The organism is Pseudarthrobacter sp. S9 (assembly GCF_050156545.1).
GTDB lineage: Bacteria > Actinomycetota > Actinomycetes > Actinomycetales > Micrococcaceae > Arthrobacter.
Window position 1 is genome coordinate 3,238,281 of sequence record NZ_CP189576.1, and the last position, 25,934, is coordinate 3,264,214.

At 66.9% G+C, this 25,934-nt stretch carries 21 protein-coding genes and 2 tRNA genes; 14 read left to right on the forward strand and 9 right to left on the reverse strand.

Features of this window, described 5'->3' with window-relative positions:
- Positions 1–68 precede the first annotated feature (68 nt).
- The 4 genes from ACQCSY_RS15485 (at position 69) to ACQCSY_RS15500 (ending at position 5,077) form a co-directional block, all read left to right on the forward strand.
- Positions 69–1,250, forward strand: a complete 1,182-nt coding sequence (locus ACQCSY_RS15485) for a YlbL family protein (RefSeq protein WP_427130127.1) — start codon at positions 69–71, stop codon at positions 1,248–1,250.
- A gap of 214 nt (positions 1,251–1,464) precedes the next feature.
- Complete coding sequence (locus tag ACQCSY_RS15490; protein WP_427135868.1) at positions 1,465–4,467, forward strand: UPF0182 family protein; 3,003 nt, start codon at positions 1,465–1,467, stop codon at positions 4,465–4,467.
- Positions 4,468–4,576: 109 nt separating this feature from the next.
- Positions 4,577–4,650, forward strand: a tRNA-Met gene (locus tag ACQCSY_RS15495).
- Positions 4,651–5,000: 350 nt separating this feature from the next.
- Positions 5,001–5,077 (forward strand) — tRNA-Met (locus tag ACQCSY_RS15500).
- A gap of 311 nt (positions 5,078–5,388) precedes the next feature.
- Here the strand turns inward: ACQCSY_RS15500 and ACQCSY_RS15505 are convergent.
- Entirely contained in the window at positions 5,389–6,174 is a 786-nt protein-coding gene (locus ACQCSY_RS15505; RefSeq protein WP_427130129.1) for a PspA/IM30 family protein, read from the reverse strand.
- Positions 6,175–6,311: 137 nt separating this feature from the next.
- Positions 6,312–8,369 carry a TPM domain-containing protein gene (locus ACQCSY_RS15510; RefSeq protein ID WP_427130131.1) on the reverse strand — a complete coding sequence of 686 codons (2,058 nt, stop codon included), beginning with the start codon at positions 8,367–8,369 and terminating at the stop codon, positions 6,312–6,314.
- A gap of 296 nt (positions 8,370–8,665) precedes the next feature.
- Between ACQCSY_RS15510 and ACQCSY_RS15515 the strand changes: the two genes are divergently transcribed.
- The 6 genes from ACQCSY_RS15515 (at position 8,666) to ACQCSY_RS15540 (ending at position 15,153) form a co-directional block, all read left to right on the forward strand.
- Positions 8,666–10,261 (forward strand): trypsin-like peptidase domain-containing protein, encoded by a 1,596-nt coding sequence (locus ACQCSY_RS15515; RefSeq protein ID WP_427130133.1) that lies wholly within the window; start codon positions 8,666–8,668, stop codon positions 10,259–10,261.
- 289 nt (positions 10,262–10,550) lie between these two features.
- Positions 10,551–11,351 carry an electron transfer flavoprotein subunit beta/FixA family protein gene (locus tag ACQCSY_RS15520; protein WP_427135870.1) on the forward strand — a complete coding sequence of 267 codons (801 nt, stop codon included), beginning with the start codon at positions 10,551–10,553 and terminating at the stop codon, positions 11,349–11,351.
- Between the two features lie 15 nt (positions 11,352–11,366).
- Positions 11,367–12,320: an electron transfer flavoprotein subunit alpha/FixB family protein gene (locus ACQCSY_RS15525; protein WP_427130135.1), complete on the forward strand. Its 954-nt coding sequence runs from the start codon at positions 11,367–11,369 to the stop codon at positions 12,318–12,320.
- Positions 12,321–12,324: 4 nt separating this feature from the next.
- Entirely contained in the window at positions 12,325–13,104 is a 780-nt protein-coding gene (locus tag ACQCSY_RS15530; RefSeq protein WP_427130136.1) for a PIG-L deacetylase family protein, read from the forward strand.
- A 73-nt stretch (positions 13,105–13,177) separates the two neighbouring features.
- On the forward strand, positions 13,178–13,711 hold the full coding sequence (locus ACQCSY_RS15535; protein ID WP_427130138.1) for a gluconokinase: 534 nt from the start codon (positions 13,178–13,180) through the stop codon (positions 13,709–13,711).
- 29 nt (positions 13,712–13,740) lie between these two features.
- Complete coding sequence (locus tag ACQCSY_RS15540; protein WP_427130140.1) at positions 13,741–15,153, forward strand: gluconate:H+ symporter; 1,413 nt, start codon at positions 13,741–13,743, stop codon at positions 15,151–15,153.
- 162 nt (positions 15,154–15,315) lie between these two features.
- Here the strand turns inward: ACQCSY_RS15540 and ACQCSY_RS15545 are convergent, their stop codons facing one another.
- The 3 genes from ACQCSY_RS15545 to ACQCSY_RS15555 form a co-directional block, all read right to left on the reverse strand.
- Positions 15,316–16,221 carry an anti-sigma factor gene (locus ACQCSY_RS15545; protein ID WP_427130141.1) on the reverse strand — a complete coding sequence of 302 codons (906 nt, stop codon included), beginning with the start codon at positions 16,219–16,221 and terminating at the stop codon, positions 15,316–15,318.
- 1 nt (position 16,222) lies between these two features.
- Positions 16,223–16,828: an ECF RNA polymerase sigma factor SigK gene (sigK, locus tag ACQCSY_RS15550; protein WP_427130142.1), complete on the reverse strand. Its 606-nt coding sequence runs from the start codon at positions 16,826–16,828 to the stop codon at positions 16,223–16,225.
- Positions 16,829–17,070: 242 nt separating this feature from the next.
- Entirely contained in the window at positions 17,071–17,538 is a 468-nt protein-coding gene (locus tag ACQCSY_RS15555) for a tRNA (cytidine(34)-2'-O)-methyltransferase (protein WP_427130144.1), read from the reverse strand.
- 171 nt (positions 17,539–17,709) lie between these two features.
- Here ACQCSY_RS15555 and ACQCSY_RS15560 point away from each other — a divergent pair, with 171 nt between their 5' ends.
- A complete protein-coding gene (locus ACQCSY_RS15560) occupies positions 17,710–19,269 on the forward strand; it encodes an IS1182 family transposase (protein WP_427130145.1) in 1,560 nt (519 codons plus the stop codon).
- 178 nt (positions 19,270–19,447) lie between these two features.
- On the opposite strand, the gene ACQCSY_RS15565 is transcribed toward ACQCSY_RS15560, so the two are convergent.
- Entirely contained in the window at positions 19,448–20,437 is a 990-nt protein-coding gene (locus ACQCSY_RS15565; protein ID WP_427130147.1) for a J domain-containing protein, read from the reverse strand.
- A gap of 314 nt (positions 20,438–20,751) precedes the next feature.
- Between ACQCSY_RS15565 and ACQCSY_RS15570 the strand changes: the two genes are divergently transcribed.
- Positions 20,752–21,006 (forward strand): hypothetical protein, encoded by a 255-nt coding sequence (locus ACQCSY_RS15570; RefSeq protein ID WP_427130149.1) that lies wholly within the window; start codon positions 20,752–20,754, stop codon positions 21,004–21,006.
- Between the two features lie 196 nt (positions 21,007–21,202).
- On the opposite strand, the gene ACQCSY_RS15575 is transcribed toward ACQCSY_RS15570, so the two are convergent.
- Positions 21,203–21,616: a hypothetical protein gene (locus ACQCSY_RS15575; RefSeq protein WP_427130151.1), complete on the reverse strand. Its 414-nt coding sequence runs from the start codon at positions 21,614–21,616 to the stop codon at positions 21,203–21,205.
- Positions 21,617–21,721: 105 nt separating this feature from the next.
- Here ACQCSY_RS15575 and ACQCSY_RS15580 point away from each other — a divergent pair, with 105 nt between their 5' ends.
- Complete coding sequence (locus tag ACQCSY_RS15580) at positions 21,722–22,447, forward strand: helix-turn-helix transcriptional regulator (RefSeq protein WP_427130152.1); 726 nt, start codon at positions 21,722–21,724, stop codon at positions 22,445–22,447.
- Here the strand turns inward: ACQCSY_RS15580 and ACQCSY_RS15585 are convergent.
- Positions 22,434–23,327, reverse strand: coding sequence for a DMT family transporter (locus ACQCSY_RS15585; RefSeq protein WP_427130154.1), 894 nt, complete (start codon positions 23,325–23,327; stop codon positions 22,434–22,436). The two genes, ACQCSY_RS15580 and ACQCSY_RS15585, sit on opposite strands and share 14 nt — an antisense overlap.
- 50 nt (positions 23,328–23,377) lie before the next feature.
- Here ACQCSY_RS15585 and ACQCSY_RS15590 point away from each other — a divergent pair, with 50 nt between their 5' ends.
- Positions 23,378–24,607: a cysteine desulfurase family protein gene (locus ACQCSY_RS15590; RefSeq protein ID WP_427130156.1), complete on the forward strand. Its 1,230-nt coding sequence runs from the start codon at positions 23,378–23,380 to the stop codon at positions 24,605–24,607.
- On the opposite strand, the gene ACQCSY_RS15595 is transcribed toward ACQCSY_RS15590, so the two are convergent.
- Positions 24,586–25,830 (reverse strand): NAD(P)/FAD-dependent oxidoreductase, encoded by a 1,245-nt coding sequence (locus ACQCSY_RS15595; protein WP_427135872.1) that lies wholly within the window; start codon positions 25,828–25,830, stop codon positions 24,586–24,588. The genes ACQCSY_RS15590 and ACQCSY_RS15595 overlap by 22 nt on opposite strands.
- Positions 25,831–25,934 lie beyond the last annotated feature (104 nt).

The following is a 25,934-nucleotide window of genomic DNA, read 5'->3' on the forward strand; positions in this document are numbered from 1 at the left end:
GCTGTGGCCCAAGTGCGCTGTTAACGGGCCCGCAGGGCCCACCCGCGCCGGCACGGAGAGGTCCTTCATTGACAGTTACCCAGGGCGAGCAGCCCGCCAGCGACCCAGCGGACAGCCGGGTCCGGGGCCGAAGGGCCCGCCTCGGCGGGGCCCGTCACCCCCGGAACGGGGACAACCCCGGGAAACGGGACAACGGGGACCGGGACAAGAGGTCCTCAGCGATGCTGGTGTCGGGCCTGCTCGCCCTGGCGCTCGGTGTCACGGCGGTGAGCCTCCCCGTTCCTTATGTCGTCGAATCCCCCGGGCCCACGTTCAACACCCTCGGTGATGACAACGGCAAGCCGGTTATCAGCGTCACGGGACACGAGACCTTTCCGGCAAAGGGCAGCCTGGACCTCACCACGGTGTACGTCGACGGCGGCCCCAACGGTCCGGTGAGCGTCTTCGAGGCTTTTTCTGCGTGGCTGAACGGGACCAAGGCCGTCTACCCCGAGGAGCTGCTATTCCCGAGCGGCGTGACGAAGGAGCAGTCCCAACAGGAGAACGCCACCGCGATGGCAACCTCGCAGGAGAACGCCGTCGCCTCGGCCCTGAGGGTACTGAACATCCCCTTCGACCAGAAAATGCAGATCGCAAGCCTCCCGGATGACTCCGCCTCGAAAGGAAAGCTCCAGGCGGCCGACGTCCTGGTCTCCATCAATGACAAGCCCATCACGGGCCTGGGCGTCGTCCAGGCGGAACTGGCAGCGGGCAACGGAAAGCCCGCCACAGTCGTCGTGGACCGTGCCGGAAGCAAGGTCTCCGCAACCATCACGCCGGCCAAGAGCTCCACCGGCCGCTTCGTCCTCGGCGTGATCCTGCAGTACAAGTTCACGTTCCCGTTCGACGTCAAGATCTCCCTCGACAAGGTGGGCGGCCCCAGCGCGGGGATGATGTTCGCCCTCGGGATCATCGACACGGTGACCCCGGGGGACCTGACCGGAGGCAAGCACATTGCCGGAACCGGGACCATCACTCCCGACGGCGCCGTCGGCCCCATCGGCGGGATCAGCCAGAAAATGCACGGTGCGAGGTCCGGCGGAGCCACCCTGTTCCTGGCCCCGGCCGCCAATTGCGACGACGTCGTGGGCCACGTCCCTGACGGCCTCCAGGTGGTCAAGGTCGAGAATCTGACCGAGGCACGGAAGGCGGTCGAGCTGGCTGCGTCAGGTGCCGACACATCGGGACTTCCTGTCTGCACCAGCAACTAGACTGACCGCGGAACTAAGCTCTGCCGTCACTCGTGCCACTTATGACACCGCAGCCGCTCTGTCAGGACTCGGCCCCAGGACCCGGCCCCAGGAACCTGACGGCAGGGCAGCTGCGGCCGCTACAATGCATCAACACTTCATCACACGCACCGAATCAACGCACTGACTGATAACTAAAAACCAGTATTTGACGACCAGCTATGAGGTACCGAGTTTGTCCCGTCCCGCCAGCACTGTCCCGCCCGGAAGACCCCAGACACGACGCGGCGCCCTGACGCCGACGTTGATCGTCGTCGCCCTGATCGTGGTCGGATTCATCTTCTTCGCCAATGTCTGGACCGACGTCCTCTGGTACCGGCAGCTGGGGTTCTTCGAAGTCTTCCTGACTGAGAACCTGGCACGGTTCACCATCTTCGCGGCCGGCTTCGCCGCCATGTTCGCCGCCATGTTCTATGCCATCCGCATTGCGTACCACGCACGACCGGTCTATGCCCCCGATTCGGAAATCCGGGACAATCTCAACCGGTACCAGGTCCAGCTCGAACCGGTGCGCCGCGTGGTCATGGTCGGCCTGCCGGTGCTGTTCGGACTCTTTGCCGGCAGCGCCGCCGCCAGCCAGTGGCAGAAAGTCCTGCTGTTCCTGAACCAGGAGCCCTTCGGCCAGAACGATCCCCAGTTCGGCCTGGATATCAGCTTCTACCTGATGACCCTGCCGTTCCTCGGCTTCGTCACCGGCTTCCTGATCAGCGTCGCCGTCGTCGCCGGACTCGCGGGCATCCTGACGCACTATCTCTACGGCAGCATCCGGATCATGGAGCGGGGCATCTTCACTAGCCGTGCCGCCCAGATCCATCTGGCGGTGACGGGCGCGGCCTTCCTGATGCTGCTCGGCGTCAATTTCTGGCTGGACCGCTACTCCACGGTGCAGAACAGCGGCGGCCGCTGGGCCGGCGCCCTGTACACGGACGTGAACGCCGTCATCCCCACGAAATCAATCCTGGCCGTGGCCGCGGCGCTGGTTGCCGTGCTGTTCATCGTTGCCGCGGTGATCGGCAAATGGCGGCTGCCCGTGATCGGGACCGCCATGCTCATCATCACCTCGATCCTCGCTGGCGGCGTCTACCCGTGGGTCATCCAGCAGTTCCAGGTCCGCCCCTCGGAGCAGACGCTCGAGAACGAATACATTAAGCGGAACATCAGCATGACCCGTGCGGCCTACGGCCTGGACAAGATCCAGGAGAAGCGCTACAACGCCACCACCAATGCCACCACGGGCGCCCTGGCCCCGGACGCGCAGACCACGGCCAACATCCGCCTGCTGGATCCGAACCTGATTTCCGATGCGTTCGCGCAGCTTGAGCAGTTCCGGCCGTACTACCAGTTCCCGAGCGCGCTGAACGTGGACCGCTACGAAGTGGACGGCAAGATCCAGGACACGGTCATCGCTGTCCGTGAACTGAACCCGGACGGCCTCGCCACCAACCAGCAGTCGTGGCTGAACCGCCATGTGGTCTATACCCACGGCTACGGCGTTGTTGCGGCCAAGGGCAACAAGTTCACCGTGGACGGCAAGCCGGACTTCTTGCAGGCAGGCATCCCCTCCACGGGCGTGCTGGGCAACGACTCGACCTACCAGCCGCGGATCTACTTCGGTCAGAACTCGCCCGACTACTCGATCGTCGGTGCCCCCGACGGCGCCTCGCACCGCGAGCAGGACCGCCCGGCGGCCAAGGAAGGCGGCGGCGATACCCAGTACACCTTCACCGGCAACGGCGGCCCGAACGTCGGTAGCTTCTTCAACAAGATCCTGTATTCGATCAAGTTCCAGTCCTCGGACCTGCTGCTGTCGGACGGCGTGAACTCCGCTTCCCAGATCCTCTACGACCGCAACCCGCGTGACCGCGTGGAGAAGGTCGCGCCGTACCTGACCGTCGACGGGAGTGCATACCCTGCCATGGTCGACGGCCGGGTGAAGTGGATCGTGGACGGCTACACCACCAGCCCGTACTTCCCCTACTCGCAGCAGGAACAGCTCTCCGCGGCCACCACGGATTCGCAGACGACGGCGGGCCGGACGGCCGCCCTGCCGAACAGCTCGGTCAACTACATCCGCAATTCGGTCAAGGCCACGGTGGACGCCTACGACGGCTCGGTGACGCTCTACGCCTGGGACGATCAGGACCCGGTGCTGAAGGCCTGGCAGCACGTCTTCCCGACGTCGCTGAAGCCGTTCTCGGAAATGTCCGGAGCGCTCATGAGCCACGTGCGCTACCCGGAGGACCTGTTCAAGGTCCAGCGCGAACTCCTGGGCCGCTACCACGTCACTCAGGCGGACGCCTTCTACACCAACAACGATGCCTGGTCCGTGCCGAACGATCCCACCGTCAAGGAGGACGTCAAGCAGCCGCCGTTCTACATGTCGCTGAAAATGCCGGACCAGGACAAGCCTGCGTTCCAGCTGACGTCCTCCTTCATCCCGCAGGTGGTCAACAACAACGCCCGCAACGTGATGTACGGGTTCCTCGCCGCGGATTCGGACGCCGGCAACCAGAAGGGCGTGAAGGCGGACAGCTACGGACAGCTCCGGCTGCTGCAGATCCCGCCGGAGACCCAGGTCCCGGGCCCCGGCCAGGCCCAGAACAAGTTCAACTCGGACCCCACCGTGTCGCAGGCGCTGAACCTGCTGCGCCAGGGCGCGTCGGCGGTGCTCAACGGCAACCTGCTCACGCTGCCGGTCGGCGGAGGCCTGCTGTACGTCCAGCCGGTGTACCTCCGGTCCACGGGTGAAACGTCCTATCCCACCCTGCAGCGCGTCCTGGTGGCGTTCGGTGACAAGATCGGCTTCGCTCCCACCCTGGATGAGGCGCTGAACCAGTTGTTTGGCGGGAACTCGGGGGCAACGGCCGGTGACTCGGCCAACAAGGGGCAGGCTCCGGCCACTCCGGCCGCACCCGGCGGCGCCACCCCGACCCCCGGCTCCACGAACGCGAATGCGGACCTGAAGGCTGCTCTGGGCGATGCCACTGCGGCCATCAAGGCCGGCCAGGAAGCCCTCGCGAAGGGCGACTTCGCCGCTTACGGCGATCAGCAGAAGAGGCTCGCCGCGGCGCTGCAGAAGGCGCTCGACGCCGAAGGCAAGCTGGAGGCGCCGGTCACGCCGACGCCGGGTGGCACGGCCTCGCCGTCGGCCACGCCGTCACCGACGCCAAGCAGCTGATACACAGCACCCGACGCCCAGCATCCGTTCCACTCCAGCCATGCGAGATACACATCACGTCGCCTCGATTTGGCCTCAAGTTCACCGGCAGGTAGAGTTGAGAATGCGACGCGGGGTGGAGCAGTTCGGTAGCTCGCTGGGCTCATAACCCAGAGGTCACAGGTTCAAATCCTGTCCCCGCAACTGGAGAGAAGGTCCGGAACACTGGAAACAGTGTTCCGGACCTTCTTGTTTTTAAGCCCCGGCTTTTTTAGGGGGTCATAGGACAAGAAGTGGGTATGGGTCGGGCGTCATGCCCAGCCTTGCGGGTCCAGGTTGATGCTGTGGGCAGATCAGGGCGCTTGCCCGTCAGCCATCCGCCCCGATCTGCCCACGACTCTGCCCACGACTCGGCCGGCGACACGGGTGGCCGTCTTCCGGCACCGGGGGGAGTCTCCGCAGTGCGTCACACGGACCTATCAAGCAACGGCGCCGGCACTGGCGCAGGCAGTGGTCCGGATGGCCCCGAAAGTAGGGTAGTGTTGATCAAGCGACGCGGGGTGGAGCAGTTCGGTAGCTCGCTGGGCTCATAACCCAGAGGTCACAGGTTCAAATCCTGTCCCCGCAACCAGTGAATGAAAGAAAGGCCCGGATCAGTTGATCCGGGCCTTTCTTATTGCCTCAGGAACGGGTTGATTGCACTGAATCTTGTTGCCTCAGGAACGGGTTGATTGCACCGAAACGCAGGCGGGGCTCGGCGGAGTCCCGACAGGCCTTCCAGAACTGCGTGAAGACCTTGTAGGGCCACGTCGCGGCGCCGCCAAGGAGACAGCCGCCAAGGAGACACGGGGAAGGCCGGGCCCCGCGAACGGTCCAGGGTTCCAAGGATCGTTCGCCGGGGACCCGGCCTCAAGAGCCGGCGGAAGCCGGCCGATGGTCTGCCTAGAGCTTGTCGAAGTCGGCTTCGTCCACCGTGGAGCCGGCGGCAGCGCCGTTGCCGGCGCCGATGGCCGCAGGGGCCCCGCCGGACTTCAGCGCTGCCAGCCGTGCCTCGATCTCGGTCTGCTCGCCGAGGTCCTCCAACGAGTTGAACTGCGCATCCAGACTGGAGGCGGCGAGTTCCTGCTGGCCGCGGACCTTGGCTTCCTCGCGGCGGATCTTCTCTTCGAAGCGGCCCACTTCGCTCGTGGGATCCATGAAGTCGATGCTCTTGAGGGCATCGTGCACCTGGCTCTGCGCCGCGGCCGTCTTGGAACGGGCCACGAGCTCGTTGCGCTTGCTGGTGAGCTCGTTAAGCTTGCCCTTCATCTGGTCCAGCCCGTGCTTGAGCTTGTCCACGACCTCGCTCTGGGACGCGATGCTCGGCTGAGCCGATTTTGCCTCGTTCTCCGAGGCCATCTGGCGCTGCAGCGCCACCTTGGCGAGGTTGTCGAACTTCTCGGCGTCGGCGACGTCGCCCTTGGCGCGGTATTCGTCGGCTTTGCGGGAAGCGGCGAGGGCCTTGTTGCCCCAGTCCTGAGCGTTCTTGACGTCCTCGTTGTAGTCATCCTGGAGCATGCGCAGGTTGCCGATGGTCTGTGCCACGGCGGACTCGGCCTCCGCGATGTTGTTCGTGTAGTCACGGACCATCTGGTCCAGCATCTTCTGTGGATCCTCGGCCTGGTCCAGCAAGGAGTTGATGTTGGCCTTCGCGAGCTGCGCCATGCGGCCGAAAATGGACTGCTTCATGGTGTTACCTTTCGTCCTGCTCAGTGGTTCCCACTGACTTCAGTGAACAGATGATGTACCGCTTCTATCCGCCGGCGGGACAGGTCCCGCCGGCGCCTGGTCTGTGCGGGCTCCCGTCCGTGCGAGCCCGCGGCCGGCTAGAAGCTGCCGGAGTCTCCGCCGCCGAAATCGCCGCCGCCGCCAAAGTCGCCGCCGCCCCAGCCTCCGCCGGAGTCGCCGCCGCCCCAGCCGCCGCCGTCGCCGCCTCCGCCACCCCAGCCTCCGCCACCGCCGCCGTGGAGGATGGAGTTGATCAGGATGCCGCCCAGGATGGCGCCGCCGAGGCCGCCACCCCCGCCGCCGCCGAACATCCCGCCGCGGCCGTAGCCCTGGTTCGCGTAGCCGCCGAAGTGGTCGACATCGGCCTGGGCCAGCTGCGCGGCCTGAGCCGCCAGCGAGTGTGCCTGCTGCGCATACTGCAGCGCCGTGACGGGGTCGTTCCTTGAGATGGAGAGGGCATAGTCCAGGTTCCGCTGGGCCTCGGCGAGACGCGTCCGGGCGTCGGTGCCCACGCCGCCGCGGCGCGCGGTGATGTAGTCCGACGTCGCGCTGATCTGGGCCTGGGCCGACATGATGCTCTGCTGCAGCGAGGCCTGGGCGCGGCGCGCCTGTTCCTGCTGGTCGCGGATCCCGGAGAGGGACTGGTCCAGTGTCTGGTGCGCCGTTTCGACGCGCGCCAGGGTGGCGATGGGATCGATCTTGCCGCCCTGGATTTCGGCTTTGACCTGGGCCAGCGCGGTTTCCACCGCGGCCACCGGGCCGGCGAGCTCCGGATGGGCGCCGGACTGGATCATGGCCCTCGCCTGGGCGAGGTCCTGCGCGGTGTCGACGACGGCGGACTCCAGCCCGCTGCGTGCCTCGTCGAGGCTGCCGGCGACCTTCGTGATGGCGCTGATCAGCACGTTCGTCTGGTGCAGGCTTTCCTCCGCCGCGCGCACGGCGACGGCCGCCAGGCTGCTTTCGCCCGTGCCGAGCTTCTCCTGGGCCGTGGCGGAGGCATTCTGCACGAACGCCAGCCGTTCCTTGGCCTGGCTGATGTTGTCCGCCACCTGCACCAGGGCGCTGTCGGCGTACTTGGCGCGCAGCTCAGTCAGCGACTGTTCCGCGCTGGCAATCTTCGCCTCGGCTGCCATGGCTCCCGCGCTGACGGCGGCGAGGGCCTGGGGGGCGTTCTTCTCGAGTTCCCGGAGCGAGTCGAAGTCCGCCTTCTGCTCCTGGAGGGATGCCAGGGCGGCTTCGGACCGGCGGATGATTTCGCCGAGCCAGGTACGCTGCTGTTCCTCGGTGTCCGGAATATGGTCGTCGAGCTGCTGCTGCAGTTTGAACGATTCCGACATGTGGGCCTTGGCTTCCTGCAGCGCTTTAGTGAAATTGCCGACAGCTGAGTCACCGTACTGCGCCTGGGCGAAGCCGAGCTCCTGTTCGCTGGACTTGATGGCGTCGTCGGCCTCGATCAGCAGCGAATCGCTCTTCCTGCGCAGCTCTTCCACGCTCAGCGAAGCCAGCGGGTCCAGCTCCGCGCCCTGCGGGCCGTAGCCCGCGCCGGATCCCTGGAGGGCCTTCTTCCTGCGGCTGCGGAAGTACAGGTAGGCTCCCGCGCCGCCCGCGGCAACGACGCCAACACCCACGAGAACGGCGCTGCCTGCGCCGCCTCCCGAGGAGACTGATCCGCTTCCGCCGCCCGCGGCGTCGCCGATCGCGGCGGCCGTATCAATGGCCGCCTGTGCAAAGTCGCGCTTGCCTCCGGCAAGGTTGGGAACTAGGGCGTTCTGGCTGATGTTGCTCGTCTTTGAGGCAATGGCGCTGGTTGAGTACGGAGCAAAGTAGTACTTGCCGTCGTCGGACATTGTCAGGATGACGTCGGCCTTGCCCATTCCCTTGTTCGTTGCTACGGCCTGGGTCCACGATTTCGGGTCGGTGGGGTTCTCAAACGTCTTGACAGTGACGACGTACAGGTTGTACTTGTGGTCCTTCAGGAGCTTCTGTACGGCGTCCTGGACGTCGGCCTTGCGGCTGCCGAGCACGTTCGCGTCGTCCACGACGTTCTGCCCGGACGGGATGGTCACCGGATCCTCGGCCAGGGCCGGAGTGGCGGGAAGCGCCAGCAATCCGGCAACGCCAAGAACGGCGAGAAAACGTTTCAACTTAGACCGCATGTGCAACCCTTCAGCACTTCTGCGACCGGTTCGGCCGAACCAGTCGTCACAGAATGCAGCAGCGCCCCCACGCAGATGTAAAGCCGCAGGTCGCTGTGGCAATTCCATTTGATTCTATGGTGCACCCGAATGAGCGTCCACCGATGGGAATATGCCACCAGCGAAATGCGCTGAACCGTACAAAGCGCTTGCCGCGAGCCTCTGTCACGCCGTTCAGGAACCTCCCAGCAAATGTCCGCTCTAGTACCAGTCAGAGCGTCCATAGTTAGAGGCAGACGAGGATGAAAGGAAGTCTTATGACTGAGAACCCAGTGCAGGGTGCGTCACCGGAGAAATCACCAGAGAATCGTGAGCCGGCCAAGCCGCATGAGGGCTCTTCGGAGCAGCCGCAGGCCGCCCAGGCGCCGGAATCAGCGCACGAGAATCCCACCCTCCGGCTGGACGGCGCCGAGGACGACGCCCCGCGTCCGGTCTTCCCGCAGCACGAGCCGTCCTTCGGCCAGCACGCGCATGGCCCGGCTCAGCAGGCGGGTCCGTACGGCCAGGGCGGCAACCCCTCCCAATACGGCCAATCGCAGCACGGCGGCTATTCCGGCAACCAGCCGCCGTCGGGTCCTTCCTATCCGTCCAACCCGGGCTTCGGGAACAACTTCGCGAACAACCCCGCCCACGCCCCCAAGCGCAAGGCAGCGTTCGGCGTCCCGACCCTCGTGGCCAGCATCCTCGCGGCCGGCTTGATCGGCGGCGGCGTGGTCGCAGGCAGCAGCGCGCTGCTGGCGGACCGGTCCACCACGGCCTCAACCGGCAGCACCAGCCAGGCCGGGCCGGTGATCGTGAACAACAGGGAAGACGTCAACACCATCACCGCAGCCGCCGTGAAGGCCACACCAAGCGTCGTGACCATCAAGGCAACCAGCGGCAGCGACGGCGGCACCGGCTCCGGCATCATCCTCGACGCTGAAGGCCACGTCCTCACCAACACCCACGTCGTCACGCTCGACGGCAAGGCGGCCAAGGCCACGGTCGAGGTCCGCACGAGTGACGGAAAGGTCTACAGCGCGAAGATCGTCGGTACCGATCCGCTCTCCGACCTCGCCGTAGTCAAGATGGACAACGCCTCGGGACTGGTCCCCGCTACGCTGGGCGACTCGGGCAAGCTGAACGTCGGGGACACCGCCGTCGCCATCGGCTCCCCGCTGGGGCTCACCGGCACCGTCACGGACGGCATCGTTTCCACGCTGAACCGCACCATCAGCGTCGCCTCCTCGGCAGCGCCGAAGGACGGCGCCGACAACTCCCAGGGCGGCGACCAGGGCTTCCAGTTCGCGCCCCCAGGCGGCGGCCAGAGCCAGAGCACCGCTAACCAGGGATCCATCTCGATCAACGTGATCCAGACTGACGCGGCCATCAACCCCGGCAACTCGGGGGGCGCGCTGGTCAACACCAAGGGAGAAATCATCGGCGTGAACGTCGCAATCGCCTCCGCCGGCGGAGACTCGAGCAGCGGCAGCAGCAGCGGCAACATCGGCGTCGGCTTCAGCATCCCGATCAACAACGCCAAGCGCGTCGCCCAGGAGATCATCAGCAACGGCAAGGCCACGCACGGGCAGTTCGGCGTGAGCGTCAAGGCCAAGACAGCGAGCACCTCGGCCTCCGCGTTCTCGGTGGGCGCGGAAGTCGCGACGGTTGAAGCCGGATCCGCCGCCGACAAGGCCGGACTGAAGATGGGCGACGTCGTGACGAAGTTCCAGGACCTGGCCATCAGCGACCCCAACCAGCTGACCGCGGCAGTGCGGGAACAGCCCGCCGGCGCCACGGTCAAGGTCACCGTCGTGCGGGGCGGCCAGCAGAAGGACCTCGACGTCACCCTCGGCGCGGCGGCCGAGCAGTAGACGGGACCTGACAGAACCCAACACAACAGCGGAAACAGCACAGCAGCAGCGGGGAGGCCGGACAGTACCGCACGGTGCCGTCCGGCCTCTTCGCTGTCCGGCGACCCTGCCACCCGCGCTCCCACGGGGCTGACACCGCACTGACACGGGCGTTAACGGGGCCGCGCCGGAGAGCCGCTATATGGTTAGCTAGGAGCAGCCCGGCACCCCGGGCGTTCCGTGGCCATGACCCCGCCTGGCTGGCTATCCACCCGCATGGAAGGCTGCTGTACACACAGTGGAAGAGACATTGAAGATCATCGTGCTGGTCAAGCACGTCCCGGACGCGCAATTCGATCGCCATCTCACCGGCGAGGGCAACACCACGGACCGTTCGGAGAGCATCCTGTCCGAGCTCGATGAGTACGCCCTGGAAGCCGCCCTGCAGCTGATCGAGGCCCGCGGCGGCGAGGCTGCCGGCAACAAGGTCATCGCTCTGAGCATGGGCCCCGCCGGCGCGGTCAACGCGGTGAAGAAGTCGCTGCAGATCGGCGCGACGGAAGGGGTGCACCTCAGCGACGAGGCCTTGGCCGGCTCCGATGCCGCGGCGACCTCGCTGGCACTGGCCGCAGCGATCCGCCACCTCGGCGCGGAGACCCCAGCGGACCTAATCCTGGCCGGCATGGCCTCCACCGACGGCGAGACCTCCCTGGTCCCGGCCCAGCTCGCTGAGCGCCTGGGTCTTCCGCAGGTGACCTTCGCGTCCTCCCTGGAACTCGACGGCGGCAAACTCACTGCCCGCCGCGACGGCGACTCCCACGCGGACACCATCGAGGCGTCGCTGCCGGCCGTCGTCTCGGTCACCGACCAGATCAACGATCCCCGGTACCCGAACTTCAAGGGCATCATGGCGGCCAAGAAGAAAACCATCACCACACTGGCCCTTGCCGACATCGGCGTGGACGCGACGCAGGTCGGGCTGTCCGGCTCCTGGACCACCGTCGAGACCGCAGAGGCACGCCCGCCGCGCACGGCCGGCACCATCATCACAGACGAAGGCGACGCAGGCATCAAGCTGGTCGAGTTCCTGGCCGCCCAGAAGCTGCTCTAAGGGGATTTTCCGAACATGGCAAAAGTACTCGTTTTCATTGACAACCCCGGCCAGGCGCTGAAGAAGTCCAGCCTGGAGCTGCTCACCATCGCCCGTTCCCTCGGCGAGACCGCCGTCGCCTTCAACGGCGAACTACGGGACGACGCCGCCGCGGCCCTGGCGGCCTACGGCACCGAGGCGCTCTACCGGCCGTCCGCCTCGGACCTCGACGACTACCTCGTGGGCCCCAAAGCAGCGTTCCTCGCCTCCGCCGTCGCGGCGTCAGAGGCGACTGTCGTCCTCACAGAGAACTCCGCCGACGGCAAGGAAATCGCGGCCCGGCTGGGGATCAAGCTCGGTGCCGGCGTCATCACCGACGTCGTCGCCGTGGACCCGGACGGGACAGCCCACAAGTCGGTCCTCGCCGGTTCCTACACCACCACGGCGAAAGCCACAACGCCGGTTTCCGTGCTGACGGTCAAGGCCAACAGCATCACGCCCGAGCCGGCCCTGACCGCCACGGCGCCGGAGACCGTCACCGTCGAGCTTCCTGCCGATGCCACGACAGCCTCGGCCCGGATCACGGCCCGCAATGAAAAACCCGCCAGTGGCCGCCCAGACCTGTCCGAGGCACGGATCGTCGTGGCCGGCGGCCGCGGTGTCGACGGCAATTTCGGCCCGGTGGAGGAGCTCGCCGATGCGCTGGGTGCGGCCATCGGGGCCTCCCGTGCCGCCACGGACGCCGGCTGGATCGGCCACGACGCCCAGGTCGGCCAGACGGGCAAGACCGTCTCGCCGCAGCTGTACATCTCCGCCGGCATCTCGGGCGCCATCCAGCAGAAGGCCGGCATGCAGACCGCCAAGGTGATTGTGGCGGTGAACAAGGACGCCGAGTCGCCGATCTTCGAAATCGCGGACTTCGGCATTGTCGGTGATCTCTTCCAGGTGCTGCCGCAGGCGACCGAAGAAATCAAGAAGCGCAAAGGCTGATCCCGTGAGCCCGAACGCCAGTCCGGCGCAAAGCCCGCTCGATCCGGAGACATCCCGGATCGAGCGGGTCCTTTGTTTCACCGCGCACCCTGACGACATCGATTTTGGCGCCGCGGGTACGATTGCGGCGTGGACGGCCGCCGGGGTCCAGGTCAGCTACTGCATCATGACCGACGGCGACGCCGGCGGCTTCGACGCCGGGCAGCGCGACGAAATCGTGCGCCTGCGCACGGCGGAGCAGCAGCGCGCCGCCGCGCTCGTCGGCGTCACGGACATCCATTACCTGCACCAGCGCGACGGCTTCCTTGAGCCCTCGCTCGAGGTGATGCGTGAGGTGGTGCGGCTGATCCGGCAGCTCCGGCCCGACGTCGTGCTTTCCATGCATCCCGAACGCAACTGGAACCGGATCCAGAAGAGCCATCCGGACCACCTTGCGGTGGGGGAGGCGGTGACCCGTGCGGTATATCCGGCCCTGGAAAACCCGTTCGCCTATCCGGAACTGGCCGCTGCCGGGCTGGAGGCCTACAAGCTGCCGTGGCTGTGGCTCTTCGCCGGGCCCGAGGAACGCGAGAACCACTTTGTGGACGTCACGGACCAGATGGACAGCAAGCTCGCGGCCATCCACATCCACGTCAGCCAGCATCCCGACGTGGCGGCGATGGAGCGGACCGTGCGCGGGCTCATGCTCAGCACCGGGGCGCGCGCGGGCCTGCCGGCCGGGCGAAGCGCCGAGGCCTTCCACGTCGTCACAGTCAACGGGCCGGGGACCATCGCCGGGTTCTAGGCTTGCCCGAATGTAACGCCTGTCATATGCTTGCCTCTGTTTAAATCATATTTATTCAGGAAGGCAGACTTTGATGGCGAAGACTGCGCAGCAACCGGTACTGGTGATCATGGGCGTCTCGGGATCCGGCAAATCAACTGTGGCCGGCCTCGTGGCCGGCAGGCTCGGATGGGACCTTGCGGAAGGCGACGACCTGCACCCGGCGTCAAACGTCGCAAAAATGCAGGCTGGCGAGCCGCTGACCGATGAGGACAGGTGGCCGTGGCTGGAATCCATCGCCGAATGGATCCGCGCCCACACCCACGACGGAACCCCCGGTGTGATCACCTGCTCCGCACTGAAGAAGGTGTACCGCGATGCCCTCCGCGGCGAGGGCGTGGTGTTTGTTTTCCTACAGGGAAGCAAGGACAAGATCTCCGACCGCCTGGCTTCGCGGCACGGACACTTCATGCCGCCCGCCCTGCTCGAATCGCAGTTCGATGCCCTGGAAGCGCCCACCGAGGACGAAAACTTCATTTCCCTTTGCGTCTCAGCCACGCCGTCGGAAGAAGCGCAGGAAATCATCGACCGACTCAATCTAGAAGCGGCAGACGGCGCGACGCCGTAAATACCCCAACCCGCAATTAGGAACACACTTTGAATTTTCAGATAGCAACGCAGCTTCCGGCTGCCGTCGAGGGCTGGACCAGCCACGACACCCAACTTTTGGTGGTGGCCGCCATTGGCATCGCACTCATCGTGGTGCTCATTGCCAAGTTCAAGCTCCACCCCTTCCTCTCCCTCGTTCTCGGCTCGGCCTTCGTCGGCCTCGCCTCCGGCGTGGAGCTGGCCAAGGTCATCACCAACTTCGAGGACGGGGTGGGCGGCGTCCTGAAGGAAGTCGGTCTCCTCATCGCCCTCGGCGCCATGCTAGGCAAGCTGCTGGCCGACTCCGGCGGAGCCAACCGCGTCGTGGACACGCTGCTGGCCAAGGCCACCGGGAACAAACTCGTCTGGTCCATCACTCTGGTCGCGGTGATCATCGGACTGCCGATGTTCTTCGAGATCGGACTCGTGCTGCTGCTTCCCGTGATCGTCCTGGTCACCCAGCGATCCAAGATGCCCCTCATGCGCATTGCGATCCCGGCGCTGGCCGGCCTGTCCGTGCTGCACGGGCTCGTGCCGCCGCACCCCGGACCTCTGATCGCGATCAGCGCCGTCAAGGCGGAGCTCGGCACCACCCTGGCCCTCGGCATCCTCGTGGCCGTCCCCACGGTCATCATCTGCGGTCCGCTGTTTTCCCGGCTTGCCGCCCGGTGGGTCCCCGTGGGGGCCCCCGCCGTCGCGGGCGGCATTGACACCGAACACGGCGCGGACATGGAAGGCGTAAAGCGCCAGCCGAGCTTCATCGTCACGCTGCTGACCATCATCTTCCCGGTGGTGCTCATGCTGCTCAAGGCCGTGATGGACATCATCTGGTCCGACACCAAGACGGCCCCGGCGATCCGGATCTTCTTCGACTTCGTCGGGCAGCCGCTCGTCGCCATGACCCTCGCCGTGCTGCTGGCCATCGTCACCTTCGGCTATACCGTGGGATTCACCGGCAACAAGATCACGAGCAAGATCGGCGCCAGCCTCGGGCCGATCGCTGCGATCCTCCTGATCGTCGGCGCGGGCGGCGGCTTCAAGCAGACGCTGATCGGCGCCGGCGTCGGTGACGCCGTGAAGAAGTGGGCCGAGGGCACCAACATGTCCGTCCTGATGCTCGGCTTCATCGTGGCCGTCGCGCTGCGGCTCGCGACAGGGTCGGCCACCGTGGCCACCGTGACGGCGGCCGGGATCGTCGCGCCGCTGGCCAGTTCGCTGACACCCACGCATGCCGCCCTGCTGGCCCTCGCCATCGGCGCCGGCTCGCTGTTCCTCTCGCACGTGAACGACGCCGGCTTCTGGCTGGTCAAGGAGCTCTTCGGGCTCACCGTGGGCCAGACGTTCAAGACCTGGTCCGTCATGGAGACCCTCATCTCCGTGGTGGGCTTCGGCTTCATCATGCTGCTCTCGCTGGTGATCTAGCCAGGGCAGCCCCGCCCGGCGGACCGCCGGCCCAAACAAGAAGCCGCGCAGGCCTTGAACTCCTTCCTTGGAAGAGGTTCACGGTCTGCGCGGCGTTTTAGTTCGCGCCTTCGTCCGTGGCGTCGGAGCCCGGGCCGGAGCCCTGGCCGGCGCCCGCGGGAGCTAGGTTCCCAGCGGCGCTGCGGCCACGGTCGGCAGCGTGGGCGTCGTCGATCCGCCCGCGGGCTCCACCGTGATGCCCAGGGCCGCGGCGGAGCCGATGCCCTTGACGACCGCCGGCTTGGCCAGGGCTTCAGCGTCCATGAGGCCCTGCGAGACGGGAGCCGAGCCGTCCTTGGGGATCAGCCACATCTGGTAGACCTTGCCGGCGGGCGGCGCGGGGACCCCGTTCATCCTGACCACGACGGCGTCCTTCGACGCGGAGATCGACACGGTGGCCGTGCCTCCTCCGCTGACTTCGACGGTTGCCTGCCTGACGTCGCTGGCCTGAAGCACCTGGTTGAGCGGATCGTTCTGGTTCGCCACGTAGGCACCGACTCCCACTCCGCCCAAGGCGATGGCGGCGGCGGCGGCAACGCCGACGAGCCAGTTGCGCATTCCGTGGGGCCGACGTCGTTCTTCCCGGCGCTGGCGGGCAGCGCCGATCTCGTCGGTGACGGGCAGCTCGGAGGCGTCCCTCAGCGGTTTTGCCACGACCGGGGGTGCGGTAGGGGCGGTTGCCGGGCCGGCCGCCGGCGGCTGAGTTGCGGCCGATTGACCAGGCGATTGACCGGCCGGCAAGGAGGCCATAATGCGGTTGAGAAGCTCGGCCGGGGGTTCTTCCTCGGCGGTGAAGCTAGTGGCAAGCGTCTCCCTTGCCTGGCGCACGCGTTCGTTGAAAGCGTTGCGTTCGGTCTGCGGTGCTGAGGCGAGGTAGTGCTCGATGGCGGCCCGTTCGGCGTCGTCGATGGCATTGAGCGCGTAAACCTCCGCTAGGTCCACCGCGCGGCCCGAGGTGAGGTCGGTGGCGATATCAGCGGCGAAGCCGCCGGGGACCCGGCCCTGGCTCTGTGCGTTCATATCGGTCATCTCAACTCACCCCCAGACAGGTCTTCAGTCGGATTAGTCCGTCGCGGATGCGGGACTTGATGGTGGGAACCGCTGCGTTGAGCTTCTCGGCGACCTCCCGGTATGTGAGGCCGCCGTAGTAGGCGAGCCGCACGGATTCCTGCTGCGTTTCGGTCAGCGTCTCGAGGCACCGGACCACTGCCTCGGCCTCAAGCCGGCTGCCGACTTCGTCGGAGACGGAATCGTGGTCGATCTCCTGGCTGCTGGCGCCGTATTTCGCTTCCCTGTCAGTCGATGACTGGGAGGAGCGGACCTTGTCCACGGCGCGCCGATGCGAGATGGTCATGAGCCAGGCGAGGGGGCTGCCGGCCTCCGGATTGAACTTGGAGGCTTTCTGCCAGACCTGGAGGAAGACCTCCTGGGTGGTGTCCTCGCTGAGCTCGGCGTCGATCAGAACGCGGCGGGCCATGCCGAAAACGCGCCGGGAGGTCAGCGCATAAAACTCCGCAAAGGCCGCCTGGTCGCCCTTCGCGATCTGTTCCAGCAGGAGACCGAGCCGGCGGTTCACGTCGGTTGAGGTGCCCGGGGGAGCGGTGGCCTCGGGGTTCGGGGCGTTGGGAGTGTCCATCACCTTCCAGCATAAGGTGCCTGCCGCCGTTCCCGGGCCAGGATGAGCGGCTAGCGAGGCGTGACCACCCGTGACCCGCCAGGCCGGGCGTCTGTCCACCTGTACTGTTGTCACCTGCCGCTCCTCGCTCCCTTCCGCGTTCGCGTTGCCACTGGTCATGAGCTGGCCTTCACAGATGATTCGGCGCAGGGCAGGAACCGGATGGGCGCGACACCGGGATTTCTTGCGCAGGCGGCCGGGGGCTAAAGCTTCGCCCCGGCGAACCCGTTCTGGCGCCAGGCCTCGTAGACGGCGATGGAAGCCGCGTTGGCAAGGTTCAGCGAGCGCAGGGCCGGCAGCATCGGCAGGCGGACCCGCGACGTCACATGGGGATCGCGCTTCAGCTCCTCGGGGAGACCCACCGATTCGCGGCCGAACAGCAGTACGTCGCCCGGGTGGTAGCTGATGTCCGTATAGGAGGCTTCGCCGTCGGAGGTGAACGCGAAGACGCGTTCCGGCTTCAGCGCCGCCCAGGCCGCATCAATGTCCGGATGGACGGTCACGACGGCGAGGTCGTGGTAGTCCAGCCCGGCCCGCCGAAGTTTGGCGTCGGAAAAATCAAAGCCAAGGGGCTCCACCAGATGCAGCTCGGCACCAGTGATGGCGGCCAGCCGGATGGCGTTGCCTGTATTGCCGGGGATTTCGGGGGCGTGGAAGAGGATGCGGAACACGCTCCCATCCTAGCGAGCCGCCGCCGCCGGATGCGCGCCGGACCAAGCGCGCCGGCCCGGGCGGCCGGACGCGCCGCCGTCGGCCGCGCGTCCTAGGAGGCTGCTGAATTAAGTCGCGGGCGTTAAGGCGCGTCGGCTGGATTGGTGGGGCTGGTGGTTAAGACTGGTCTTATGCAGGGACGTGAGGACGCGCAACGCGGGTATTTGGATGTTGAGGCGCTGGCCGGGGAGTTGTTGGCCCCGGGCAGCGTCTTTGCTTTTCTGGCCAAACATCGGGGGCGGTTGTTCCCGGATTCGATGATGGAGGACCTCTTCCCGTCGCGGCGAGGACGGCCATCTGTTCCGGCGCCGGTGATTGGTTCGGTGCTGGTGCTACAGGCATTGCAGGGGCTCTCTGACCGCGAAACGGCGGAGGCGTTGACCTTTGACCTGCGATGGAAGGCCGCGTGCGGGTACGGGCTGACCGACACGGCGTTCCACCCGAGCACGCTGACGTATTGGCGGAGGCGTCTGGCCGGATCGAGAAACCCGCACCGGATCATGGAGGCGATCGCCGAGGTCGTCGCAGGGACCGGGGTATTGAAGGGCAAGCGCCGGCGGGCAGTGGATTCAACGGTCCTTGATGACGCGGTCGCGAGGCAGGACACGGTCACCCAGCTGATCGCCGGTGTCCGGCGTTTCGGACGTGAAGTCCCCGGCGGCCAGGAACTGGTGGCTACCCACGCTACCGGGTACGACTACACCCGCACCGGCAAACCGGACATCGCCTGGGATGACCAGGACGCCAAAGACCGGTTGATCTCGGCGCTCGTCAGCGACGCGCTTGCCCTGCTGGGAGCGGTCGATCCCGACACCCTCGAGGGCAAGGCCGCTGATGCGTACGCGCTGCTGGCCCTCGTGGCCGGGCAGGACGTGGAACCGGCCGAGGACTCGGACGGGACCGACGGGCGGTGGCGGATCGCCCGCAGGGTCGCCTCGGACCGAATGATCTCCACCGTTGACCCGGATACCCGGCATGCGCATAAGACCCAGTCCCGTCAGCAGGACGGATTCAAGGCCCACATCGTGATCGAGCCCGATACCGGGCTGATCACCGCCGCGGAACTGACGAAGGCTTCCGGACCGGAGAACAGCGACGGGACCGTTGGTGCGCGGCTTCTCGCGGCGGACCCCACGATCACCGGTACCAGCGTGCAGGTCCTGGCGGATTCGGCCTACGGTTCCGGGGAGATGCTCGCCGCCCTCGCCCTGACCGCCCATACCCCGGTGATCAAACCCTGGCCGTTGCGCCCTGCCGTCGACGGCGGGTTCACCCTCGATGACTTCGCCGTCGATGAGGCAGCCGGGACCATGACCTGCCCGAACAAGATCACCCGCAGGATCACCGCTAAACGCCGGGTCACGTTCGGAGCGGCCTGCAACGGCTTCCCGTTCCGGGCCCGGTGCACCACCTCACCACGGGGACGGAAGATTATCCTCCACGAACACGACGCGTTGCAGCGCGAACACCGCCAACGCGCCACGGACCCGGCCTTCCAGGAGAACTACCGTACCCACCGGCCCATGGTCGAACGGTCCATCGCCTGGCTCACCCGCGGCAACCGCCGCGTTCCCCACCGCGGCACCAGCCGCAACAACGCCTGGCTGCAACTGCGGATCGCGGGACTAAACCTGCGACGCCTGCTCACACTCGGACTGACCGTGAACGAAGGCTCATGGACGCTGGGATGAACCATCCGTTCGAACCCGTCCAATCCCACCACTGGATGACGCCCCACATCTGCGGCACAATGAATCAAGCGGGCGGAACGACCCCGTTGTCGCACCCAAGGGTGCTGACCAGAACACGCCGCTTGACGGCCATTGGTGGCGTTCCGCCCGCCCCACAACCACGTTTTTCAGCAGCCTCCTAGTGCATCCCGCGCAGCAGCCGGGCGAGCACGGGAACATTGACGGTGTTCGGGGCGGGCCCGGAACTCAGGAACTGTTTCAGGCCGCGAGCCAGGCCGGCGGCGTTGACCACCTGGACTATGTCTTGGCTGCCGCCGGGGCTGCCGCCATCCCCGCCTGTCGAACGGCGGTGCTGGTCGATGACCGGTTCGTGGAGGTTGCCGTCCGTGCTGTGGACAACAGTCCAGCCGGTGACATTGAGCTCCGGGAAAATGTCCTGCATGCGGCGCACCGTATGGGCCAGCTGGGGCGGGGCGATGGACCGTCCGCCGTGCCTCAGTGCGCTGCCGTTCCACGCATAGGCGCCTGGCGGCAGCAGCATGGACCCGATGATCGCGAGCCGGTAGCCGGCGAGAAGGGCGTGGTCGATGTGGCTGTTGTCCGCCGGGGACTGCAGGCCGTTAATGAGGCGCGCGGCGGGAATCGCGGTAAGGATCTGCCGGCTGATGAGCTGCACAGTCCGCATCTCGCGTTGGATCCTCGCCTCGGCCCCGAAGATTCCGCGTTTCCGTGGCATGCCGTGGACCTGCTGCCGTGCGAGTTCTTCCGGAATCAGCGGCACACCGCCGCCCTGGGCGAACTGCCCGAAAGGCGGCACATAGACGGGCGGGTCCGCGGCGGTATTGCGCGGCGTGTTGGGTCGGCGCACATTGGCGGACGCCCGGCTGCCTGCCGCCGGGGCGTCAAAATGGGCGCCCTCACCGCCGGCGGCCCCGGTGGAATAGGCGCCGCCGGACCCGCTGCCGTAGGAGCGGTCGTAGTCGGCGCGGCGCTTCGCATCGATCAGGGTCTCGTAGGCGAGGGTCACGCGCCGGAAGGCTGCGGGATCGCCGCCGTGATCAGGGTGCGCCATGCGGGCGGCCTTGCGGTAGGCCACCTTGATTTCCTTGTCCGTCGCCGTCACGGGGATCCTGAGGACCTGGTAATGCGAGCTGTTGCCCTGCGTCAAGCAAGAATCCTTTTCGTTGATGGTGCCAGCCCATCCTGGACGTCCGGCGTGGCCAGTTTAACCGGCTGGAGGAATAACGAGTGCGCGCGCCGGTATGGTTCCCGGGGACCGGCATGATTCAGTGCACGATTATCGCTGTTGCCGTCAACCCGCGGGCATCATTTGGCCGCGGGAAGCATGCCGGCAAGGAAACGGCGGAGTACTTCCGCGCGGGCGGGGCCGGCGTCCTGCTTCTGTGCAAGGACGGCTATGGTGCTCGCCGAGGCCGTTGACAGGACCCTGGAACCAGGCGTGGATGCCCTCGTGGTGGGCAGATGCTCGCGTCCCTTGCCCGCGGCGGCCGGATGATCGACGCCGGGCAGCTGGCCATGCTCCGCGAACTGGGCTCGTTCCGGGCCATCAACTACACCGTGACGGCCGACGGCGACCGCTGGCAGCAGGGAGCCGTGCTGATTTCCGTCGCCAACGGCCAGTCGATCGGCGGAGGCATGAAGCGGAGGCATGAAAGGGCGACAATTTCGAGGCCTACGCCGACGGCGAGCGGATCGGGGCACTACCCTGACCATTGACGTGGTCCCGGGGCCGGTGCGGGTCCTTGCGTGGGCGTACTCGGGCATCGAGCCCGTACACCGGCCGCTTGCCGCGGCTTGCCTCGTTTGCCGGAGATGGCCGCTTTGCGGCCCCGCATTCCGGCCGTCTCCGGCAAATGGACGCAGGGCCGCGCGACGAGAGGCCGCGGCACTGCCGCTTTCCCCGGCGAAGGGCCTAGCCGGCCTTCCGCGGAGACAGCCTGTTCAGCGCCAGGGCTCCCACCAGCAGGCCGAAGTCGCGGAGCGCCACGTCGAAGAAGTTCCCGAGCACAATCAGGTTGATGATGATGCCCAGCAGCCAGACGGCCACCAGGAGTGATCCGAAACGCGGCCGGAAAGCCACCGCCAGGCCGGCGATGATTTCAACCACGCCCACGATGTACATGATGCTCTGGGCCGGCAGCGGCACCACAGACGTGGCCACCGGGGCGAGATACATGGTCCAGTCGGTGAGGAGATTGGTGAACTTGTCCAGGCCGAAGATGATCGGTGCGACAGTGAACACTGTCCGCAGCAACAGGAAGGCCTGGCGATGCGGGTCCGCCGCGAGGGACTGTGCCGGCGCAGCGAGGACGGGTGAAGATTTCATGGTTGGCTCCTTCTAAAGTGGATTTTTCTAAAAATAGATATTCTGATTTTAGAACGCGCACCAAGATTAAGCAACGAATCTTGTTTTTAGAGATATTCTTGTCCCATGAGCAAACTTCCGTGGGCCCGCAGGCTGGCGGCCGTCGTGTCCCTGGGCGATGACAACCGCCGGCAGCTGTTTGACTTCGTCGCCTCGGCTGAGGAAGCCGTCGGCCGCGACGACGCCGCAGGCGCCCTCGACCTGGCCAGGAGCACTGCGTCGTTCCATCTGGACCGGCTCGTCCGCGACGGCCTGCTCGCCGTCGAGTTCCGGAAGCTCGGCGGCCGGGAGGGGCCCGGTTCGGGCCGTCCCGCCAAGTTGTACCGGGCCGCGGTCCAGGAAGTGGCCGCTTCGGTTCCGGACCGCAACTACGATCTGGCCGCCGAGCTGCTGGTCTCCGCGATCGAGGAATCGGCGGCCGACGGCGGATCCGCCCGCGAGGCCCTGCTCCGGGCCGCCTATTCCAGGGGAAAATCGGTCGGCCAGGCGGCAGGCAACGCAACCGTGCAGGCCACACCCGGTTCCGCCGGCTTCGCGGAACTCCTCACGGCGGAGGGCTACCGCCCCGAGGACGACGGCGAGGGCGGCCTGCTGCTGCTGAACTGCCCCTTCCACCGCATCGCCGTAGGCCATACCGAGGTGGTCTGCGCCATGAACGGGGCCTTCCTGGGCGGAGCTGCCGCCGGCTGCGGCGTGGCCCCGGACCGGGTGGAAGCCCTCGCCATCGAGGACCTCAGGGCGCAGGGGGCAGCCCAGCCCGGGCAGTGCTGCGCCCGGATCAGGCCACTTTGACGGATCGGGCCACTCCAAGCCGGGCCTGCCCTTTCATGCCGGTCAGCAGGACGCCCGCTACCACCAGCACGCCTCCCACGATCTGCACGGCGGTCAGCGGCGTCCCCGTCGCCACGGTGATGACGGCCGTGAAGACGACGATCAGGTTGAGGTAGTTCCCCGCGGTCCCCGGTGCGGTGGACTTCAGTGCCAGGTTCCACAACAGGTAGGCGCCCAGGGAGGGGAAGACGGCAATATACGCCAGCGACCAGCCCTCGACTGCAGTCTCCGGAAACCGCACGTGCATGGCGAGGGCGAACGGCGCCAGCGTCACCGTCGCCATGGCCACCTGGACGGCGGTGGCGGCGATGGCCGGCATCTCGAGCCTGCGCGCGATGATCGTGTAGCAGCCCCAGAGCACAATCGAACCGATCATCAGGAGCTCCCCCGTATTGATGGAGAGGCTGAACACCCGCTCAAATTCACCCCGGCTCAGGACCAGCAGCACGCCCAGCAGCCCCAGGCAGATGCCGGTCCAGCCCAGGCGCGTGGTCTTCTCGCCGAGCAGAAAGATCGCCATGACCACGATCAGGGCCGGGTTAGCCGCCGTGATCAGCGAGGCGTTCACGGCCGAGGTGTGGCCGAGTGCGCCGTAGAGCAGGAGCGTGTAGCCACTCATCCCCAGGACGCTCAGGAGCAGGAGCACGGGCCAGCGGCGCAGCACGGCACGCCAGTCCGGCTTCTCCGCCAAATGCGCCAGGACCAGCAGCGGTACGGCAGCCAGCGTCCAGCGCCAGAAGGTCAGGTCCAGGGGGGTCATCGAGGCGACGGCGGCCTGGCCGACAACGAAGTTCCCGGACCAGAAGAGGGTGGCCAGCACAAGGTAAAGGGACGCTTTCACCGCTCGAATGTACACCAGGAACGGGGCCGGGCCGCGGGTAGAATTGGCGTGTGCCCGTATACTTGGATCATGCCGCCACCACCTCCCTCGCCCCGGAGGCACTGGCTGCGCTGACGCGCGAACTGTCCCGGACCGGCAACCCCTCCTCGCTCCACGGCTCGGGCCGGCGCGCTCGGCGGGCCGTCGAGGATGCCCGCGAAGCGCTGGCCGCCGCGGCCGGGGCCCATCCTTCGGAAGTGATCTTCACATCCGGCGGCACCGAAGCCGACAACCTCGCGGTCAAAGGACTGTATTGGGCCCGGCGCGCCGAGGACCCGGCACGCACGCGCATCCTGTGCTCCGCCGTCGAGCACCACGCCGTCCTGGACACCGTGGAGTGGCTTGAACGGCACGAATGCGCCGACGTCCGCTGGCTGCCCGTGGACGCCGACGGCGTGGTGGACCTGGCCGCGCTGGAGGCCGAGTTGTCCCACGACCCGGCATCGATCGCCCTGGTCACCATCATGTGGGCCAACAACGAAGTCGGCAGCATCCAGCCCGTTGCCCGGATCGTGGAGTTGGCGCACTGTGCCGGCGTGCCTGTCCACTCCGACGCCGTCCAGGCCTTTGGCTCCCTCCCCGTGGACTTCCGCGGAACCGGCCTGGATGCCATGTCCATCTCCGGCCATAAGATCGGCGGCCCCGTGGGCGTCGGCGCCCTGATCTTGGGGCGCGCCGTGAAGCTGACGCCGGTCCAGCACGGCGGCGGACAGGAACGCGACGTCCGCTCCGGCACGCTCGACACCGCCTCGATCGCCGCTTTCGCCGCGGCAGCCGAAGCCGCCGCCGCGAGGCTCACGGAAGAAGCCGTACGGATCTCAGCGCTGCGGGACCGGCTGATCGACGGCGTCCGCGCGGTCGTTCCCGAGGCGGTGCTGCGCGGCGCGCCCGGTACCGGGCGGCTGCCGGGCAACGCGCATTTCACCTTCCCAGGCTGCGAAGGCGATTCGCTGCTGTTCCTGCTGGACCTGGCCGGGGTGGAATCCTCCACCGGTTCGGCCTGCACGGCCGGGGTTCCGCGGCCGTCGCATGTGCTCCTGGCCATGGGCCTGGACGAGGACACCGCGAGGGGCGCCCAGCGGTTCACCCTGGGGCATTCCTCCACCGACGCCGACGTCGACGCCCTACTGGCGGCGCTGCCGGGGGCCTACGCCCGTGCCCGCCAGGCCGGCATGGCAGGGCATGAGTCCACCATCCAGACCGCCGGGACCGTGGCCCGTCAGGCCTCCGGCAGAATCTGATCCAGGGGCACGGAGGAATCCGCGAGCGCCTGCGGGCTGACGGCGGTCCGCGCCGCAATGAGTGCCTTGATCATCTTTTGGGGCTTGCCGGAGCGGGGCCAGTTGACGCTCATCCCGGCGACCACCCGCCCCTCGCGCTGCCAGAAGGCGATGAACACCTTTTCGTCGAGCGAGCCGCGGATCGTGGGCGGGCCGGAAATGAGGGTCGGGAAGCCGGAATACTCCATGCTGACGTCGAACTGGTCCGTATAGAAATAGGGGATCGTGTCCAGCATGGCGTCCTGGCCGAGCATGGACTTGGCCGCGACTTTGCCGCCGTTGAGAGCGTTGGACCAGTGTTCGCTGCGGTGGTGCTCCCCGGTGAACGGGTGAAGTGCGTTGGCGACGTCGCCGGCGGCGAAGATCCCGGGTGTTCCGGTCCGCAGCGAAGCGTCGGTGAGAATCCCGTTGCGCAGCGGCACCCCGGCCGCCTCCGCCAGCGACACCTCCGGCACTACTCCCACGGCAATCACCACCAGCTCGGCGGCCAGGATCTCGCCGGCATCGGTGCGCACGCCCGTAACCCGGCCGGCGTTGCCGGTGATCTCCGCGGCCGAGGCGGGGAGCCTGAACCGCACGCCGTTGGCCTCATGCAGCGAGCGGAAGAAACCGCCGAGCTCCGGACCGATGGCCGCGCCCAGTGGCACCTCCTCCAGCCCGAGCAAGGTGACGGTATTGCCATAGCTGCTGGCGGCAGCGGCCAGTTCCATCCCGATCCAGCCCGAGCCGACCATGACGACGTTCCGGCCGCCGTCGGCGAGGCTGCTGCGGAGGCGGCGGCTGTCGTCCAGCGTCCGGAAGGTGCTCACGCCCTTCAGGCCGCTACCCGGCAGCGGAATGCTCCGGGGGCGTGCCCCGGTGGCGAGCAACAGCGAGGCATAGTCCAGCCGGCTGCCGTCGCCCAGCCCTACGGTGCGGGCCGCCGGGTCCAATTCCGTGACGGGGACGCCGAGGCGCAGTTCGACGTCGTTATCCGCGTACCACTCCGGCGGCACCACCGGCAGGGCGTCGTCGCCGGCCTTGCCCAGCAGGTATTCCTTCGACAACGGCGGCCGCAGGTACGGATGGTGGACCTCTGCGGAGAGCACCACGATGCGCCCGGGGAAGCCTTCCGTGCGCAGGGTCTTGGCGGCCGTGGCGCCGGCCAGGCCGCCGCCCACGATCACAATGTCCTCAACAGCCATGATCCGCTCGATTCCCGTAGGTGTTTCCACGACAGCCAATTCTAAAAGCAGTAAATTTGACTTTAGAATCGCGGTGGTGTCCCGTCAAGGCCTTTTGGGCCAGC